This is a genomic window from Clostridioides difficile ATCC 9689 = DSM 1296 (genome assembly GCF_001077535.1).
GTDB classification, from domain to species: domain Bacteria; phylum Bacillota; class Clostridia; order Peptostreptococcales; family Peptostreptococcaceae; genus Clostridioides; species Clostridioides difficile.
On record NZ_CP011968.1, the window covers coordinates 1,341,805 to 1,357,798 of the forward strand.

A 15,994-nucleotide genomic window follows, 5' to 3' on the forward strand; every position below is an offset into this window, starting at 1 on the left:
TATATCGTAACTTTGATTTTAGATAGAAAATTTTGTCTAATGATGTACGATATATCCTTTTAAAATATAGTATTAACTTTCTTGAACAAGCTCTTTTTCTAGTTTTTTAAGAGCTTTTTTTTCGATTCTAGATACATATGACCTTGATATATCGAGTTTTTGTGCAATTTCTCTTTGTGTCTTATAGCCATAAGGAGTTAACCCATATCTTAACTGGACAATTTCTCTTTCTCTAGGAGTAAGAATTTTGTTTAGTTGTTCGTAAAGTTTTCCAACTTGAACTTTTAGTTCAACTTCATCAAGAACATAGTTAGCCTCTGTACCAAGTATATCTAAAAGACTTATTTCATTACCTTCTTTATCTGTTCCGATAGGGTCTTGTAGAGATACTTGAGTTTTATTTTTTTTGTTAGATCTAATATTCATTAAAATCTCATTTTCAATACATCTAGAAGCATATGTTGCTAATCGAGTTCCTTTATCTATGTTATAAGTTTCTATAGCTTTAATTAATCCTATTGTACCTATGGATATTAAATCATCCTGATCTTCCGTTGAATTATTATATTTCTTTGCTATATAAGCTACTAATCTCATGTTTCTTTCAATTAATGTATCTTTTGCACTTTTATCGTTTTCTATTTTAAATTTAGTTAAATACTCAATCTCTTCTTCAGGGGTTAAGGGTTTTTCAAAAGATTTAAGAGCTGCCAATAGGTCACCCCCTTTTCAACGGTCACTTTAAATTATATGAAGGAGACTTATCCAAGTTGACTGTTATCTAATAAAATAATATGCATATTTTTAGAATTTAAAACATATATTTGCAAACTTTTGAATGGAATATGACATAAAGAGTGGGAATTTAAATTTAAGTTTTTGTTGTATATATATGAAACAAGGCGAAGAAATTATTGATTTATAAAGTATAAATTGGAATTGAGGTGTCAATAAATATAAAAGGAAATAGTATTTATATATGTTTTGGTGTTGAAGTAAAAGATTAATGCAAAGTATTAGAGTCTATAAAAATATGAATATAGGAGGTGTAATTTTACAATATTTAAAAAAGTAAATGTAATTAATTGTTTGTATAAAGTTGATTACAAGCAAAAGTATCAGTCATAGTTAATACTGTTAAGGATGAAGGTGGTGTGTTAATTTATATATGTATGGGAAGAAATTTTGATTACAATGAAAAAACTTACAAAAGATATTTACAAAAAAACTTATAGTTAAATGTTTATATATAAAATACTATTTAGGGGTTGTTTTTATTATTGAAAATAAGAAAGAGTGGTTTTATATCAATCGAATGTATAATAAGTATTGCTATATTATATGTGGCTGTTTATTTAGTTTCTACATCATTGTATAATTGTTATAGTTTTATCAGTAGAAATATATCTGACAGAGAAATGTTAAGTACAGCAAAAAAATATATAGAAGATGAGAAGTATAGAATACAAAATAGTAAGTATGAGTTAATTGAAGATAAGATAGAAAAAAATTACATAAATGGATATGAAATTAACAGTAGAATAGAGCAAATTTTAGATTATTATCAATGCTATGAAATAAATATAGAGATAAAAAATGAATTTAAAAAACTGAGGTTTAATAGCTATGTTACTAGAAAATAAAGGCTCTATATTAATAATAACATTGATAATATTTTCTATTATAAGTACTGTGTGCATTATGTGTATAGGTTTAATTTATACACATAATAATATGTTTGAGTTAGGATACAAAGACATTCAACTAAAAGAAATTTCTTTAAGTGGAATAGAAATATCAGTAAGTAATGTACTTTCTTGTGTTGAGGAAGCTATTGATGTATCTAATAATGAAGACGAATTTAGAGAATATTTCTTAGGAAATAATATGATTGAATGTATAAAAAAAATAAAAGATACATCTTATAGTAGTTTAGAAGAACTTTCTTTAAAAGTAGAAAATAATACTATTTATGACAGAGGAGATTTTTTTGAATTTGATATAGAAAGTAATGTTAGAGAAAAAGAATTTTTAAAAGCAATAAAAGTAAGAGTGAAAATCAAAAATCCATGGATAGGAATTGACATTGAAGATTATATGGATAAATCTAATAACAATAAAATTGATGACAAAACATTCAATAATTATAAAGCATCTGAAAATAATGAAATTCTAAATCAATTTAAAAATGAAAGTGAAAATATAAGGAATCAAGAGGTTGGTGGATTTACAGAAGAAGATGAAGAATATGAAGAAGAACTTAAACAAAACATAATTGAAAATATAAAGAAGAATTTTGATGAAAAAAACCTAGTACAGGTATATAAGTATAGGGGTGTATAACTTTGAAAAAAGAAGGAATGTGACTGTAATAGAATTAATAGTATCTATCAGTATAATACTCTTGATAGTTACATTATCTTTTCCAAAAGATAATCTTGAAAATCATAAAATAAATTTATTTGCACGTCAACTTTGTTCAGATATAAGGTATGTTAGGCGAATTAATATGTTTAGTAACTACAATACATATATATATTATATAAATCAAGGTAAACACGAAGGTTATGTATTGAGAAAAGATGGTAAAAACATTAAATCAATAATGCTACCTAAAAATGCAAAAATAGCTAGGAGTATTGAAATAATAAAGTTTAAATCTGATGGGTCGCCTCAAAAGGCGTCTACAATAGAGATATATAATAATAGATTAAGAAAAACTATAACAATAACACCTGTAAGTGGAAGAGTACTTCTGAAAGAGGGAAAATATGAAACATAAATATGGTTACTTGCTTTTGGAAAGTGTAGTATCATTGTCTTCAATGGTGATAATTATACTAGTTTTATATTCTATATTTTTGTCTACAATAAACTTAAAGTTAAAAGTAGAAGATAAGATAGAACTACAACAACAAAGTCTTGAAATCATAAAATCTATGGAAGGAATTATTGGCAATTCTATGGGAATAATGAATATATCTAATTATGAAGAAACATTTAAAAAGACAACGTCTATAAAATGTAGATATGTAGATGAAAATAATAATGAAGAAGGCATAAGTAATAAAGAAATTATATTGAATGAAAGACGAAATAAGTTATTTGTAAATTCTTTAAATGGCGAAAGTAGTCAAGCAGGTGGTTATGAAATTGGAGATTATGTAGATGAAATGTATGTATCAATTACTAATAATGGTCAATATGTTAATATTAAATTGAAATTATCAAAACGTAGTCAAAAATATGAGACTGATTTCAAAATAAAAGTATGGAATTTTAGTGAAAGTATATAAAAATACATAAATTTAAGAGAAAGAAATGACATCAATAAGTCATATAAAATATAATTATTGAGAACTATATAACTAAATAATATCAATATGTAAAGTGTATAGATTAAGAATATAGAGGATAATAATAAAAATATAGAATAAGTAATTTGCCAAATACTTGTTTATATTGTATAACTTATGATATTATGATATTAGTAAAAATTTGTAATCCTGACTTGACAGAATTCAAGTAAGAGATATAATTTTAAAGGCATAGTAATGTAAAATTTACTAAAAAATAAGAAATTTATTTTAATATGGAGGAACAAAAAATGGTATCAGCAGGTGATTTTAGAAAAGGTGTTACATTTGAAAAAGATGGACAACCATGTTTAGTAGTTGATTTTCAACACGTTAAGCCAGGTAAAGGAGCTGCTTTCGTTAGAACTAAATACAAAAACTTAAAAACAGGAGCTATAAGAGAAGAAAGTTTCAATCCAAGTGAAAAATTCCCTAAGGCTGTTATAGATACAAGACAAATGCAATATCTATACAATGATGGTGAGTTATATTATTTTATGGATCAAGAAAATTTTGAACAAATACCATTAAACTATGAGCAAGTTGAAGATGCAATTAAGTTCTTAAAAGAAAATGAAGTTGCTACAATAAGATTTTACCAAGGACAACCATTCCAAGTGGAAGCGCCAAACTTTGCAGAGCTAGAAGTTACAGATACAGAGCCAGGTATAAAAGGTGATACAGCAAGTAATGTAACTAAAGCAGCTACAGTTGAAACTGGAGCAGTTGTTCAAGTTCCATTATTTATAAATACTGGAGATAAAGTAAAGATAGATACTAGAACAGGTGAATATTTATCAAGAGTATAAAAATTTATGTATATAAAAGCTTATATGTCTTAATAATATAAGATATATGAGCTTTTAGTTTATATATAAAAAAGAAAGCGAGGGGTGTTACATGAAACATTTATATGAAGAAGTTGCATACTTAAAAGGCCTAGCAGAAGGACTAGAAATAAGTGCTGAAAGTAAAGAAGGGAAAATGATACATAAAATAGTTGATGCATTAGAAGTATTTGCAGATGCTATTGTAACATTGGATGAAGAACAAGAAGAACTTCAAGATTTTGTTGAATCTATAGATGAAGATTTAGCAGATTTAGAAGAAGATATTGCTGACATGGAAGAAGATCTTTATGAAGAAGATGACGATGAGGATGATGAGGACTTCAGCTATATAGAAATGGAATGCCCAAATTGTGGAGAGTTAGTAGAAATAGACGAAGATTTGTTATATGATGATGAAGTAGATGTTGTTTGTCCTGATTGTAAGGCTGTGATATTATCATCAGAAGATGATTGTGATGATGATTGTACATGTGGTGGTTGTTCAAGTTATGATGATAGAGAGTAAAAATTCATAAGAATTAAAACTGCCTATGATGCCTATGAGATATTTTGCTTCATAGGTAGTTTTATTTTTATGAGGAAGGGTATTATGTATTTTGGTTTTGCAATACTTGGACAAAAATAGTACACTAGAATTTATAGAATAGGATTTTGGAGGGATGTAAATATGAAAATAAGTAAAAAATTACTAGATAATATACAAAGATTTGAAAATGTTATAAATTATAAATTTAAAAATAAAGAATATATACTAGAAGCTCTTACTCATAGTTCATATTCTAATGAAAATAAAAAATATAATTTTAACGAAAGATTGGAATTTTTAGGGGATTCGGTTTTAGGCATAGTGATAAGTGATTATTTATTTAATGAAGAAGCTAATCTGCCCGAAGGGGAACTAACTAAACTTAGAGCAAATATAGTCTGTGAAGATTCATTAAGTGAAGTAGCTAATGATATAAATTTAGGTATTCACATGTTATTAGGTAGAGGAGAAGAAGCAACAGGAGGAAGACATAGGACTTCAATATTAGCAGACGCATTTGAAGCTGTAATAGCTGCTATATATCTTGATGGAGGTTTTGAAAGTGCAAGACAGTTTATACTTCATCATATGGAAAATATAATTTATGATTCAAGAAAAGGAAATATATTTAGAGACTACAAAACGCATCTTCAAGAGGTGTTACAAGGGAATGGAGAAAATAATATCTGGTACAGGCTTATAGAAGAAAAAGGACCAGACCATAATAAAAGATTTGTAATGGAAGTTGGAATTAATGACGATGTACTTGGTATAGGAGAAGGCAAGAGTAAAAAAGAAGCTGAACAGTTAGCTGCTAAAATAGCTTTAAAGAAAAAATTATGGGAAAAATAAATATAATATGTAAAAATATAAAAAGAAATATTTATATTAGAAGGATGTTGTAGATGAAAAAGAGAATTATACCTATATTTGTTCCTCACAAAGGATGTCCTCATGATTGCATATTTTGTAATCAAAAAAAAATAACAGGTGTGAGTACTGATGTTACTAGTGAAGATGCAAGAAATATAATTGAGGAATGTTTAGAGACTATAGATAAAGATGCAGATGTAGAAATAGCATTTTTTGGTGGTAGCTTTACTGCTATAGATATTGATATACAAAAAAGTTTATTATCAGTTGCTAAAGAATATGTAGAAAAAGGTCTTGTAAAAGATATTAGAATGTCTACAAGACCAGATTGTATTGATGAAGATATATTAAGTATGTTAAAAGAATATAAGACAAGTATAATTGAACTAGGAGTACAATCCTTAGATGAAAAAGTATTATTAGATAGTATAAGAGGTCATCAATCTGAAATTGTATACAAGAGTTCAAAGATGATAAAAAATAGTGGAATCAAACTTGGATTACAGATGATGATTGGTCTTCCAGCTGACACAGAAGAAAAGTGTATATTTACAGCAAAAAAATTTGTAGAGCTAAAACCAGATTGTGTTAGAGTCTATCCAACTTTGGTAGTAAAAGATACAGGTCTTGAAAAGTTAATGGAACAAAATAAATATAATCCATTTACTCTTGAAGAGAGTGTAAATATAGTAAAAAAAGTTCTTGTACTGTTTTATGTTAATAATATCAATGTAATAAGAGTTGGGCTTCAAGCTACTGATGATATACAAATTGGAAAAGCTGTTTTAGCAGGACCATATCATCCTGCATTTAGAGAGTTGGTAGAAGCAGATATGATAAAAGATTATTTAGAATTTGTTATTTTTCAAAATAAAAATATAAAGCAAATGTTGGTCAAATCTAATAAAAAGAATATTTCTAAAATCATAGGAAATAAAAAAACAAATGTTAAATATATGGAAGAAAAATTTGGTGTGCTTTTAAAAACACAAGAATCAGATTTAGATATAAATCAATTAGAAATTGTGTTAGATGGGAAAAGTTTAATTAGTGCTAATATGAGAGACATTCATAGAAAATTGTATGACATTTATGACCTTTAGTTTTAATAATGAAGGGAGAGAAAAGATTTGTATTTAAAAAGACTAGAGTTAAAGGGATTTAAATCCTTTCCAGTAAAAACAGATATTATTTTTAAAGAAGGAATAACAGCCATAGTAGGACCAAATGGGAGTGGAAAAAGTAATATATCTGATGCTGTAAGATGGGTATTAGGAGAACAGAGTATTAAGAGTCTTAGAGGGGATAAACTCGAAGATGTAATATTTGCAGGTACAGATACAAAAAAACCTATGAATTATTGTGAAGTGGCTCTTACTATTGATAATTCTGAAAATCAATTGGAATTAGATTTTACAGAAGTAACTATAAGAAGAAGGGCTTATAGAAATGGTGAAAGTGAATTTTTTCTAAATAATAAAAGTTGTAGATTAAAAGATATAAAAGAAGTCTTTTTAGATACTGGTATTGGAAAAGATGGTTATTCAATCATAGAACAAGGAAAAGTAGATGAAATATTAAGTAATAATCCTTTAAGCAGAAGAAAAGTTTTTGATGAAGCTTGTGGCATATCAAAATATAGATATAAAAAACAGGAAGCAGAAAGGAATTTAAGTAATACAAAGGAAAATTTAGAAAGAATAGATGATGTATATATAGAAATTGAAAATCAATTAAAGCCTCTTTTTAATCAACAGACAAAGGCAAAAAAGTACTTGGAAATAAGTGAAAAATTAAAGACACTTGAAGTAAATAGCTTTATAAGAGAAATTGAAGGAATAGAAAAAGAATTAAGTGAGGTTAATGAACATCGTAATGTTATTGAAAAGGAGCTCAATGAAAAAGAAGAACAAAAAAATGTTGTAGAGAAAAAGCAAGAAGATATTAATAAAGAGGTAGAGGTATTACAAGATGTAATTGAAAAATCTGTAGATTATATAAATTCAATTAAAGGAGTTATATCAAAAAAAGAATCCCAAATAAATTTAATTAAGGAAAGAATAAGAAATTTTACGAATGAAATTAGTAGAAAAAATTTAGAAATAAAGGATATAAAAGAGAAGCTAAATGAAAATAAGCAATACATAAAAGAATTAGAAAGCAATAAATTATCAGGTAGTGAAGAACTATCTACCTTGCAGGAAAATATAAAAGTATTGGAAGGAAGTAAAGATAAACAAAAAATTAAGTTAGAATCCCTAAATAATGAGATAGAATTATTGAAAGAAAGTATAATTGATATATTAAATAAGAAACAAGAGTTTAGTAATAAGCTGTCTACTTTAAACGCAAATAAAGAAAATATGAATATCAGAGATGAAAATATAAATTCAGAGATAACAGAGTTAAACAAAAATATTGAAATAAAATCATCTGAATTAGATACTATAAATAAAGAATTTAATATGCAAAATGAAAATTTAAAGAATGTAAATAATAGACATAAAGAATTATCAATTAATTTGCAGGATTCAATTAGTGAACACAATAAACTAGAAGATGAAATACAGAAAAGTAAATATAATTTAAATGGATATAATTCAAAGTTAAATGTCTATATAGATATGGAAAATCATTATGAAGGATTTAATAGAGGAGTAAAAGAAGTACTAAAAAATAAAAATTTAAAAGGAGTTCATGGAGCATTAGGACAGATTATAAATGTACCTGAAAAGTATGAGAAATCTATAGAAGCAGCTCTTGGTGCTTATATGCAAAATATAATAACTGATAATGAGTTTAGTGCTAAGTCTGCAATAAACTATCTAAAACAGAATAATTTAGGTAGAGTAACATTTCTTCCATTAAATATAATTAAATCAAATAAAATAAGTCTAGGAAATTTAAAAGCAAATACTAAGTTCATAGGAATAGCAAGTGATTTAATTACATTTGATGAAAAGTATAGAAATATAATTGAAAATATACTTGGAAGAACAATACTTATAAATAATATAGATGAGGGCATAAAATTTGCAAAAGAAACTGGTCATAGGTTTAAAATAGTAACTTTAGATGGTGAAATCTTAAATCCAGGAGGTTCTTTGACTGGGGGAAGTCTAAAAACTAATGGGAATATACTATCGAGAAAAAGATACATTAATGAATATACAGAAAAGATAAGTAATATCAAGAATGAAATTTCACATCTAGAATTAAAAAGAGAATCTTTAGACAAAGATGTGAAAAATATCAAAAATGAAATTGATTCACATGAAAGTAAAATAAAAGATTTAGAAAAAAGTATAATAATAAAAAGTACAAGTATAAAGAATGTTGAGTCTGAAATTGAATCGTTAAAAGGTAGTATTACTAAATTAGAAAATGAGAAGAATGATTTAAATTCTAACCTAAATTATACACTTGAAAAAAGTGATGATGTTAGAAAAGATATGGAAGAGTTAGATGATTTATACAATAAAAATAAAGAAAAAATTGATGCATTGAATGAGGAAATAAAAAGATACAATGATTTATATGATAAAGAAAAATCTGAATTTGATGAATTGAACTTAAGTTTAGTGAAGAAAACAGAAGTTTACAATAGTATAGTTAGAGATATAAAAAGAATATCTGGTGAAAATTGTGAGCTAGAAGAAAAAAATAAACAATTAGAAGAGTCATTAAATTATGAAGAACATGAAATAATTAAATTACAAGATTCTATACTCACTGAAGAAAAAGAAAAAGAAAATTTAACAAAACAACTAGGGGATAGTAATAGAAATCTTGAAACTAGAAAAATAGCAAAAGATGATTTAAAAAATAGTTTTGATGAAATTAATAAAGAATTAAAAACTATAGATAGACAGCATATAGAACTTAAAGAAAGTTTATTTAAAGTTGGTGGAAGATTAGAAAGATTAAAAACTAGTCAAGACACATATATAAATAAGTTGTTTGAGCAATATGATATGACCTTAGTACAAGCATTGGAAATTAAAGATGAAGATTTGGATATAGATAGAAAATTCTTAGAAAGTCTAAAGAGAGAAATAAGAAGTCTTGGAAATATAAATATAGACTCTATAAAGGAATATGAGGAAATAAAAGAAAGATACGATTTTTATAGCGAACAAAAGCAAGATTTAGAAGAGTCTATGGAAGAGATAGAAAAACTTATACATACTTTAGAAGAAAATATGAAATCTGAATTTGAAATTAAGTTTGAAGAAATAAGTAAAAATTTTAAATATGTATATAAGAGATTATTTGGTGGAGGTTGTGGAGAATTAACTATTTTAGATAAAGAAAATTTATTAGAAAGTGATATACTAATAACAGCTCAACCCCCAGGTAAAAAAATGAAAAATTTAAACCTATTATCTGGTGGAGAGAAAGCTTTAACGGCAATAAGTATATTATTTGCTATATTGATTACAAAGCCAACACCATTTTGTATATTAGATGAGATTGAAGCGCCACTTGATGACGCAAATATATTTAGATTTGGAGAATTTTTGAAGGATTTATCTAAAGAGACTCAATTTATATCAGTAACTCATAGGAGAGGAACTATGGAAGCTGCTGATTATATCTACGGAGTTACAATGCAAGAAAAAGCCATTTCAAAAGTTATTAGTTTAAAATTAAAAGAAGCTCAGGAAATAACAGATATTATATAACTTAGATTGACATAGGAGGAATAACAGTGTTAAAAAAATTATTTGGTTTTGGAAAAGACAAGGAAAAGGAAATAGAAAAAAAAGATGCTGAAGAAGAAATAGAAGTTGAAGACAGTGTTGATAATTTAGAAAACTTGGAAGAAACTATTTTTTCAGGATTTGAAGAAGAAGTGATAGATAAAGTGGAAGATGTTGAAGAAAAAAATGAGGAAAGTGTCAATAATGAAGGCACTGAAGAAATCGAAAACTTTGAAAAAATAGAAGTTGAGATGGATAGTAATGGAAAAGAGGTAGAAAATATTTCAAATAATGATTCTCAAGAAGAGATAGTCGAAGAATTAGAAAATTATGATGAAATTGAGTCTAAAGAGATAGAAGATAAAGAAGATAAGAAAGTTAACTTGTTTGAAAGACTAAAACAAGGATTGACAAAAGCAAAGCAAGGAATAACTGATAGAATAGATGAAGTTTTAAAATCATATACAAAGATAGATGAAGAATTACTTGAAGATTTAGAGGAAATTTTAATAACAGCAGATGTTGGTGTAAATACAACTATGGATATAATTGAAAGACTAAGAGATAAAATAAAGCAAAAAGGTATTACTGAACCAATAAAGGTAAGAGAAGAACTTAAATCTATAGTTGAAGATATTCTTACAAATGAAAACTCTACACTAGATATAGAACCAGCACCATGTATAATATTAATGGTGGGTGTAAATGGGGTCGGTAAGACTACTACAATAGGTAAACTAGCAAATAGATACAAAAAAGATGGTAAAAAAGTTTTATTAGCAGCAGCAGATACATTTAGAGCAGCAGCAACAGAGCAATTAGAAATTTGGGCAAATAGAACCAATGTAGACATAATAAAACATCAAGAGGGAGCAGACCCTGGAGCTGTAGTATTTGATGCTATAAAAGCTGCAAAAGCTAGAAAAACAGATGTATTAATATGTGATACAGCAGGAAGATTACACAATAAGGCTAATCTTATGAATGAACTTGGAAAAGTATTTAAAATAGTAGATAGAGAATTTCCAGAAGCAAAACGTGAAGTACTTCTTGTGGTGGATGCTACAACAGGTCAAAATGCAGTTGTTCAAGCAAAGACATTTAAAGAAGTTGCAGATATAACAGGTATAGTACTTACAAAACTTGATGGAACTGCAAAAGGTGGAGTAGTCCTTGCAGTAAAATCAGAAGTAGATGTACCTGTAAAACTTATTGGAGTTGGAGAAAGTGTAGAAGACCTACAAGATTTCAATGCAAAATCATTTTCAGATGCATTATTTGGTAACTAATGTTCTTTTAAAAATAATGGTTGACAAGAGTGTTGTTATGATATAAAATACAATAGTGTAAAGTAAATAACCTTTACAGTATACTGCTAGGAAGTGTAAGATATGAATATAGAAAAAATGGTCGAAATTGGATTGTTATTTGAACAGTATAAAGAATTATTAACTGACAAGCAGAAAGAAATAGTTGCTCTATACTATGAAGAAGATTATTCTTTAGGTGAAATTAGTGAAAATCTGAATGTATCAAGACAAGGTGTTTATGATACCTTAAAGCGTTCAGAAAAAATACTAAGAGATTATGAAGAAAAGTTACACTTAGTATCAAAGATTCAAGAGCAGGAAAAAAATATTAAGATTATAAAAGATAAAATTATTGACATTAAAGAAGATTTATTGCACAATAAAGATTGTGCTAATTTAATCCCTAAGCTAGAAAATATAGAAGATGTATGTAGGGAGATGATAAAATGATATTTGAAGGATTGTCTGATAAACTACAAGGGGCATTTAGTAAGTTAAAATCTAAAGGAAAACTTACAGAAGTAGATGTAAAAAATGCTATGAGAGAAGTTAAACTTGCTCTTCTTGAGGCAGATGTTAACTTTAAAGTAGTTAAAGATTTCATAAAAAAAGTTCAAGAGAGATGTGTTGGGCAAGAAGTTATGCAAAGCTTAACTCCAGCTCAGCATGTAATCAAAATTGTAAATGAAGAGCTTACAAGTTTAATGGGAGATGTACAAAGTAAAGTAATGATTTCCTCAAAGCCTCCTACAATTTTAATGATGGTTGGATTGCAAGGTGCAGGTAAGACTACTACAGCAGGAAAACTTGGAGGATATTTTAAAAAGCAAGGTAAAAAACCTCTATTAGTAGCTTGTGATATTTATAGACCGGCAGCTATAAAGCAACTTCAAGTTGTTGGAGAAAAATTGGATATACCTGTATTCAATATGGGAGATAAAGAAAATCCAGTAAATATTGCGAAAGCAGGTTTAAGTCATGCGATTAAAAATGCTAATGATTTAGTTATTATAGATACAGCTGGTAGACTTCATATAGATGAAGTACTTATGGATGAGTTAAAGTCTATTAAATCAGAAGTTAAGCCACATGAGATACTTTTGGTTGTAGATTCTATGACAGGTCAAGATGCTGTAAATGTTGCAGAAAGCTTCAATGAGGCACTTGGTGTTGATGGAGTAGTATTAACTAAATTGGATGGAGATACTAGAGGTGGTGCTGCACTTTCAATAAGAGCAGTTACACAAAAGCCTATAAAATTTATGGGGATGGGAGAAAAGCTAGATGATATAGAACCTTTCCACCCAGATAGAATGGCATCAAGAATATTAGGTATGGGAGATGTCTTAAGTTTAATAGAAAAAGCACAAGAAAATATAGACTTAGAGAAAGCTAAAGAATTAGAGCAAAAAATTAAAAAACAAGAGCTTGATTTTGAAGATTTCTTACAACAAATGGAACAAATACAAAATATGGGACCTCTTGACAAGATACTTGGTATGATACCTGGTATGGGAAATGTAAAAGACCAACTTGGAGATGTAGATTTGAATGGCAAAGAAATGAAGAGAACAAAAGCCATAATTCAGTCAATGACTACATATGAGAGAAGAAACCCAGGAGTATTAAATGCTTCAAGAAAGAAAAGAATAGCTAAAGGCAGTGGAACTAGTGTACAAGATGTAAATAGACTTATAAAACAACTTAATGAAATGAAAAAAATGATGAAGATGTTTGCTGGTTCACAAAAGAGTATGAAGAAAAGGGGCGGCTTAGGCGGTTTACCTTTTTTTAAATAAAATATAAAAAAGTAAAAATTATTCGGAGGTGACTGTAATGGCAGTTAAAATAAGATTAAAAAGAATGGGAGCTAACAAAAAACCTTTCTACAGAATAGTAGTAGCTGATTCAAGAGCTCCAAGAGATGGAAAATTTATAGAAGAAATAGGATACTATAATCCAATTTCTGAACCTAAACAAGTAAGAATAAATGATGAAAAAGCTATAAAATGGTTAGCTACTGGTGCTCAGCCAACAGAAGTAGTTAAAAAATTACTTGTAAAAAACGGAGTAATAGAAAAATTCGAAGCTTCTAAACAAGCAAAATAATTTTTTCTTGGCAATTAGTTTAAGTAAGGGCTCATTGCTAAGGTTACTTTAGGAGATGAAATATATGAAAGAGCTAGTTGTAGATATAGCTAAGGCTCTAGTTGATAATCCTGACTCAGTTGTTGTTGAGGAATTTGAAGATAATGATGGTATCGTCTTAAAGCTTACAGTTGCTCAAGAGGATATGGGTAAGGTTATTGGGAAGCAGGGAAGAATAGCTAAAGCTATAAGAACTGTCGTAAGATCTGTTGCAAATAGAGAAAATATAAAAGTTTCTCTTGAGATAGTATAAAATAGGAGGATTAGGTATAATGCCTAGTCCTTTTTATATAAATGCGTAGTTTAAGATTTTATGATGATATGACCACATAAGATTAAATTTTTTAAGAAGGTGATAACATGAAAGAAAAATTAACTCATTTTAAGGTAGGTCAAATAGTAAATACACAAGGTTTAAAAGGTGAAGTAAGAGTTTATCCGCTTACTGATGATATAGAGAGGTTTGATGAATTAAAAGATTTCTATCTGGGAAAAGATTTAAATAATAAATTGGCTGTTGAAAAAGTAAGATACAAAGGTTCTATGGTTATAATGAAGATAAAAGGCATAGACAGCATAGAGAAAGCAGAAAAACTAAAAAATAAATTTATGTATGTAGCTAGAGAAGATAGCAGAGAGCTTGAAGAAGGCGAATTTTTTATAGCAGATATGATTGGAATGGAAGTTTTAACTGTAGATGGAAAATATGTAGGGATACTAGAAGATGTTCTTCAATACTCAGCAAATGATGTCTATGTAGTAAAAGGTGAGGAAGATAAAGAATTTATGATACCAGCTATAAAAAAATTTGTACCTACAATAGATATTGATGAAAGAAAAATGATTATAGACCCTATTAAGGGAATGATAGATTAGGTGGTAATATGAGATTTCATATAATGACACTTTTTCCAGAAATATTTAATTCGTACATGGATGAAAGTATAATGAAGAGAGCAGTTGAAAAAGGTATAATTGAGGTTCATATATATAATATAAGAGATTTTTCTAATAATAAACATAAAAAAGTAGATGATTATCCATTTGGAGGAGGAGCGGGGATGGTAATGACTCCTCAACCTATATATGACACATATAAGCATATAATAACAACTCATAATATAAATAACCCAAGTGTAATTTATCTTACTCCAAAAGGTAAGGTATACAATCAATCTATGGCAAAGCAGATGTCTTTAAAAGAAGATATAATACTACTATGTGGTCATTATGAAGGAATAGATGAGAGAATCATTGATTTAATAGTTACTGATGAAATTTCAATTGGAGATTATGTATTAACTGGGGGAGAGCTCCCAGCACTTATAATGATAGATTCTATATCGAGATTAATACCAGGTGTATTAAACCAAGAAGAATCATTTGAAGAAGAATCATTTAAAGATAACTTATTGGAATATCCTCATTACACTAGACCTAGAGATTTTGAAGGATTAAAAGTACCAGAAGTGCTTTTATCAGGGAATCATAAGAAGATAGATGAGTGGAGAAGAGAAGAATCTATAAGGATAACCAAAGAAAGACGATTTGATTTATATAAAAAATCTAATGAAAAATAAAAATCTAATGAAAAATTAATATATATGTATACAATAAAGTACCTATAAATGGAATTAAAAACATAAAAGTGCTTGTAATAACTATTGAAGTATAGTATAATATAAAATGTTGAAAATACGGGCGTTCCTCTGTTTACACTGGTCGGGTAGTTAAGAACGTCTATGATATCTAGGAGGAAGAAAGATGAATGAAATGCTAAGAGCAATTGAGCAAGAACAATTAAAAAATGAAGTTCCTAATTTTGGACCTGGGGACACAGTTAAAGTACACGTTAGAATTATAGAAGGAAAAAGAGAAAGAATACAAGTATTCGAAGGTGTAGTATTAAAGAGACAAGGTGGAGGAGCAAGAGAAACTTTCACAGTTAGAAAAATGTCTTTCAATGTTGGTGTAGAAAGAACTTTCCCAGTTCACTCTCCAAAAATAGAAAAAATAGAAGTTACTAGAAAAGGTAAAGTAAGAAGAGCTAAACTAAACTACTTAAGAGGTAGAGTAGGTAAAGCTGCTAAGATAAAAGAAGCTAGAAATAAATAATTAAAAACTTTACTTATAAATGGGGGGCTGATTTATCAGTCCTCTTTCTATTTTAATGAAAATTACATCAAAAAATTATACTAGAAATAAATAGAAATATTTGTTGAAAATA

At 27.7% G+C, this 15,994-nt stretch carries 18 protein-coding genes; 17 read left to right on the forward strand and 1 reads right to left on the reverse strand.

From position 1 onward, the window contains the following. Positions 1-72: 72 nt before the first annotated feature. Entirely contained in the window at positions 73-714 is a 642-nt protein-coding gene (gene sigK / locus CDIF1296T_RS06575) for an RNA polymerase sporulation sigma factor SigK (RefSeq protein WP_003428359.1), read from the reverse strand. Between the two features lie 566 nt (positions 715-1,280). Here sigK and CDIF1296T_RS06585 point away from each other — a divergent pair. The 17 genes from CDIF1296T_RS06585 to rplS all read left to right on the forward strand — a co-directional run bounded on the left by CDIF1296T_RS06585 (position 1,281) and on the right by rplS (position 15,882). After that, entirely contained in the window at positions 1,281-1,643 is a 363-nt protein-coding gene (locus tag CDIF1296T_RS06585; protein WP_009892945.1) for a hypothetical protein, read from the forward strand. Beyond that, on the forward strand, positions 1,627-2,343 hold the full coding sequence (locus CDIF1296T_RS06590) for a hypothetical protein (protein ID WP_018112787.1): 717 nt from the start codon (positions 1,627-1,629) through the stop codon (positions 2,341-2,343). Before CDIF1296T_RS06585 ends, CDIF1296T_RS06590 begins: the two co-directional genes overlap by 17 nt. 19 nt (positions 2,344-2,362) lie before the next feature. After that, positions 2,363-2,782, forward strand: a complete 420-nt coding sequence (locus CDIF1296T_RS06595; protein WP_009889019.1) for a hypothetical protein — start codon at positions 2,363-2,365, stop codon at positions 2,780-2,782. Beyond that, positions 2,772-3,296: a hypothetical protein gene (locus CDIF1296T_RS06600; RefSeq protein ID WP_009896155.1), complete on the forward strand. Its 525-nt coding sequence runs from the start codon at positions 2,772-2,774 to the stop codon at positions 3,294-3,296. Before CDIF1296T_RS06595 ends, CDIF1296T_RS06600 begins: the two co-directional genes overlap by 11 nt. Before the next feature lie 311 nt (positions 3,297-3,607). Beyond that, the gene (gene efp, locus CDIF1296T_RS06605; RefSeq protein ID WP_009889023.1) at positions 3,608-4,165 is read left to right on the forward strand and encodes an elongation factor P; all 558 of its coding nucleotides are present in this window, start codon (positions 3,608-3,610) and stop codon (positions 4,163-4,165) included. 91 nt (positions 4,166-4,256) lie between these two features. Further along, entirely contained in the window at positions 4,257-4,712 is a 456-nt protein-coding gene (locus CDIF1296T_RS06610; protein ID WP_018112788.1) for a CD1247 N-terminal domain-containing protein, read from the forward strand. A 162-nt stretch (positions 4,713-4,874) separates the two neighbouring features. Further along, the gene (rnc, locus tag CDIF1296T_RS06615) at positions 4,875-5,585 is read left to right on the forward strand and encodes a ribonuclease III (RefSeq protein WP_003428341.1); all 711 of its coding nucleotides are present in this window, start codon (positions 4,875-4,877) and stop codon (positions 5,583-5,585) included. Between the two features lie 53 nt (positions 5,586-5,638). After that, positions 5,639-6,709 (forward strand): elongator complex protein 3, encoded by a 1,071-nt coding sequence (locus CDIF1296T_RS06620; protein WP_009896158.1) that lies wholly within the window; start codon positions 5,639-5,641, stop codon positions 6,707-6,709. Positions 6,710-6,736: 27 nt separating this feature from the next. Beyond that, complete coding sequence (gene smc, locus CDIF1296T_RS06625; protein WP_009896160.1) at positions 6,737-10,291, forward strand: chromosome segregation protein SMC; 3,555 nt, start codon at positions 6,737-6,739, stop codon at positions 10,289-10,291. Positions 10,292-10,317: 26 nt separating this feature from the next. Beyond that, positions 10,318-11,598 (forward strand): signal recognition particle-docking protein FtsY, encoded by a 1,281-nt coding sequence (ftsY, locus tag CDIF1296T_RS06630; RefSeq protein ID WP_009896162.1) that lies wholly within the window; start codon positions 10,318-10,320, stop codon positions 11,596-11,598. Between the two features lie 102 nt (positions 11,599-11,700). Further along, a complete protein-coding gene (gene ylxM, locus CDIF1296T_RS06635; protein ID WP_009896164.1) occupies positions 11,701-12,069 on the forward strand; it encodes a YlxM family DNA-binding protein in 369 nt (122 codons plus the stop codon). After that, on the forward strand, positions 12,066-13,418 hold the full coding sequence (gene ffh, locus CDIF1296T_RS06640) for a signal recognition particle protein (protein WP_003428334.1): 1,353 nt from the start codon (positions 12,066-12,068) through the stop codon (positions 13,416-13,418). The genes ylxM and ffh overlap by 4 nt, the downstream gene beginning before the upstream one ends. Positions 13,419-13,455: 37 nt before the next feature. After that, a complete protein-coding gene (gene rpsP / locus CDIF1296T_RS06645) occupies positions 13,456-13,728 on the forward strand; it encodes a 30S ribosomal protein S16 (protein ID WP_003419338.1) in 273 nt (90 codons plus the stop codon). 64 nt (positions 13,729-13,792) lie between these two features. After that, on the forward strand, positions 13,793-14,020 hold the full coding sequence (locus CDIF1296T_RS06650; RefSeq protein WP_003419342.1) for a KH domain-containing protein: 228 nt from the start codon (positions 13,793-13,795) through the stop codon (positions 14,018-14,020). Between the two features lie 107 nt (positions 14,021-14,127). Next, positions 14,128-14,643: a ribosome maturation factor RimM gene (rimM, locus tag CDIF1296T_RS06655; RefSeq protein ID WP_003438220.1), complete on the forward strand. Its 516-nt coding sequence runs from the start codon at positions 14,128-14,130 to the stop codon at positions 14,641-14,643. 8 nt (positions 14,644-14,651) lie between these two features. Beyond that, positions 14,652-15,347 carry a tRNA (guanosine(37)-N1)-methyltransferase TrmD gene (trmD, locus tag CDIF1296T_RS06660; protein WP_003438222.1) on the forward strand — a complete coding sequence of 232 codons (696 nt, stop codon included), beginning with the start codon at positions 14,652-14,654 and terminating at the stop codon, positions 15,345-15,347. Between the two features lie 184 nt (positions 15,348-15,531). After that, positions 15,532-15,882 carry a 50S ribosomal protein L19 gene (rplS, locus tag CDIF1296T_RS06665; RefSeq protein WP_003419350.1) on the forward strand — a complete coding sequence of 117 codons (351 nt, stop codon included), beginning with the start codon at positions 15,532-15,534 and terminating at the stop codon, positions 15,880-15,882. The last annotated feature ends 112 nt before the right edge of the window (positions 15,883-15,994 follow it).

Bases quoted from the DNA above. Each gene is read 5' to 3' on its own strand.
- efp (WP_009889023.1), top strand. From the start codon at position 3,608: ATGGTATCAGCAGGTGATTTTAGAAAAGGTGTTACATTTGAAAAAGAT.
- CDIF1296T_RS06590 (WP_018112787.1), top strand. From the start codon at position 1,627: ATGTTACTAGAAAATAAAGGCTCTATATTAATAATAACATTGATAATA.
- CDIF1296T_RS06610 (WP_018112788.1), top strand. From the start codon at position 4,257: ATGAAACATTTATATGAAGAAGTTGCATACTTAAAAGGCCTAGCAGAA.
- trmD (WP_003438222.1), top strand. From the start codon at position 14,652: ATGAGATTTCATATAATGACACTTTTTCCAGAAATATTTAATTCGTAC.
- CDIF1296T_RS06650 (WP_003419342.1), top strand. From the start codon at position 13,793: ATGAAAGAGCTAGTTGTAGATATAGCTAAGGCTCTAGTTGATAATCCT.
- rpsP (WP_003419338.1), top strand. From the start codon at position 13,456: ATGGCAGTTAAAATAAGATTAAAAAGAATGGGAGCTAACAAAAAACCT.
- CDIF1296T_RS06600 (WP_009896155.1), top strand. From the start codon at position 2,772: ATGAAACATAAATATGGTTACTTGCTTTTGGAAAGTGTAGTATCATTG.
- ffh (WP_003428334.1), top strand. From the start codon at position 12,066: ATGATATTTGAAGGATTGTCTGATAAACTACAAGGGGCATTTAGTAAG.
- CDIF1296T_RS06620 (WP_009896158.1), top strand. From the start codon at position 5,639: ATGAAAAAGAGAATTATACCTATATTTGTTCCTCACAAAGGATGTCCT.
- rplS (WP_003419350.1), top strand. From the start codon at position 15,532: ATGAATGAAATGCTAAGAGCAATTGAGCAAGAACAATTAAAAAATGAA.
- rimM (WP_003438220.1), top strand. From the start codon at position 14,128: ATGAAAGAAAAATTAACTCATTTTAAGGTAGGTCAAATAGTAAATACA.
- rnc (WP_003428341.1), top strand. From the start codon at position 4,875: ATGAAAATAAGTAAAAAATTACTAGATAATATACAAAGATTTGAAAAT.
- ylxM (WP_009896164.1), top strand. From the start codon at position 11,701: ATGAATATAGAAAAAATGGTCGAAATTGGATTGTTATTTGAACAGTAT.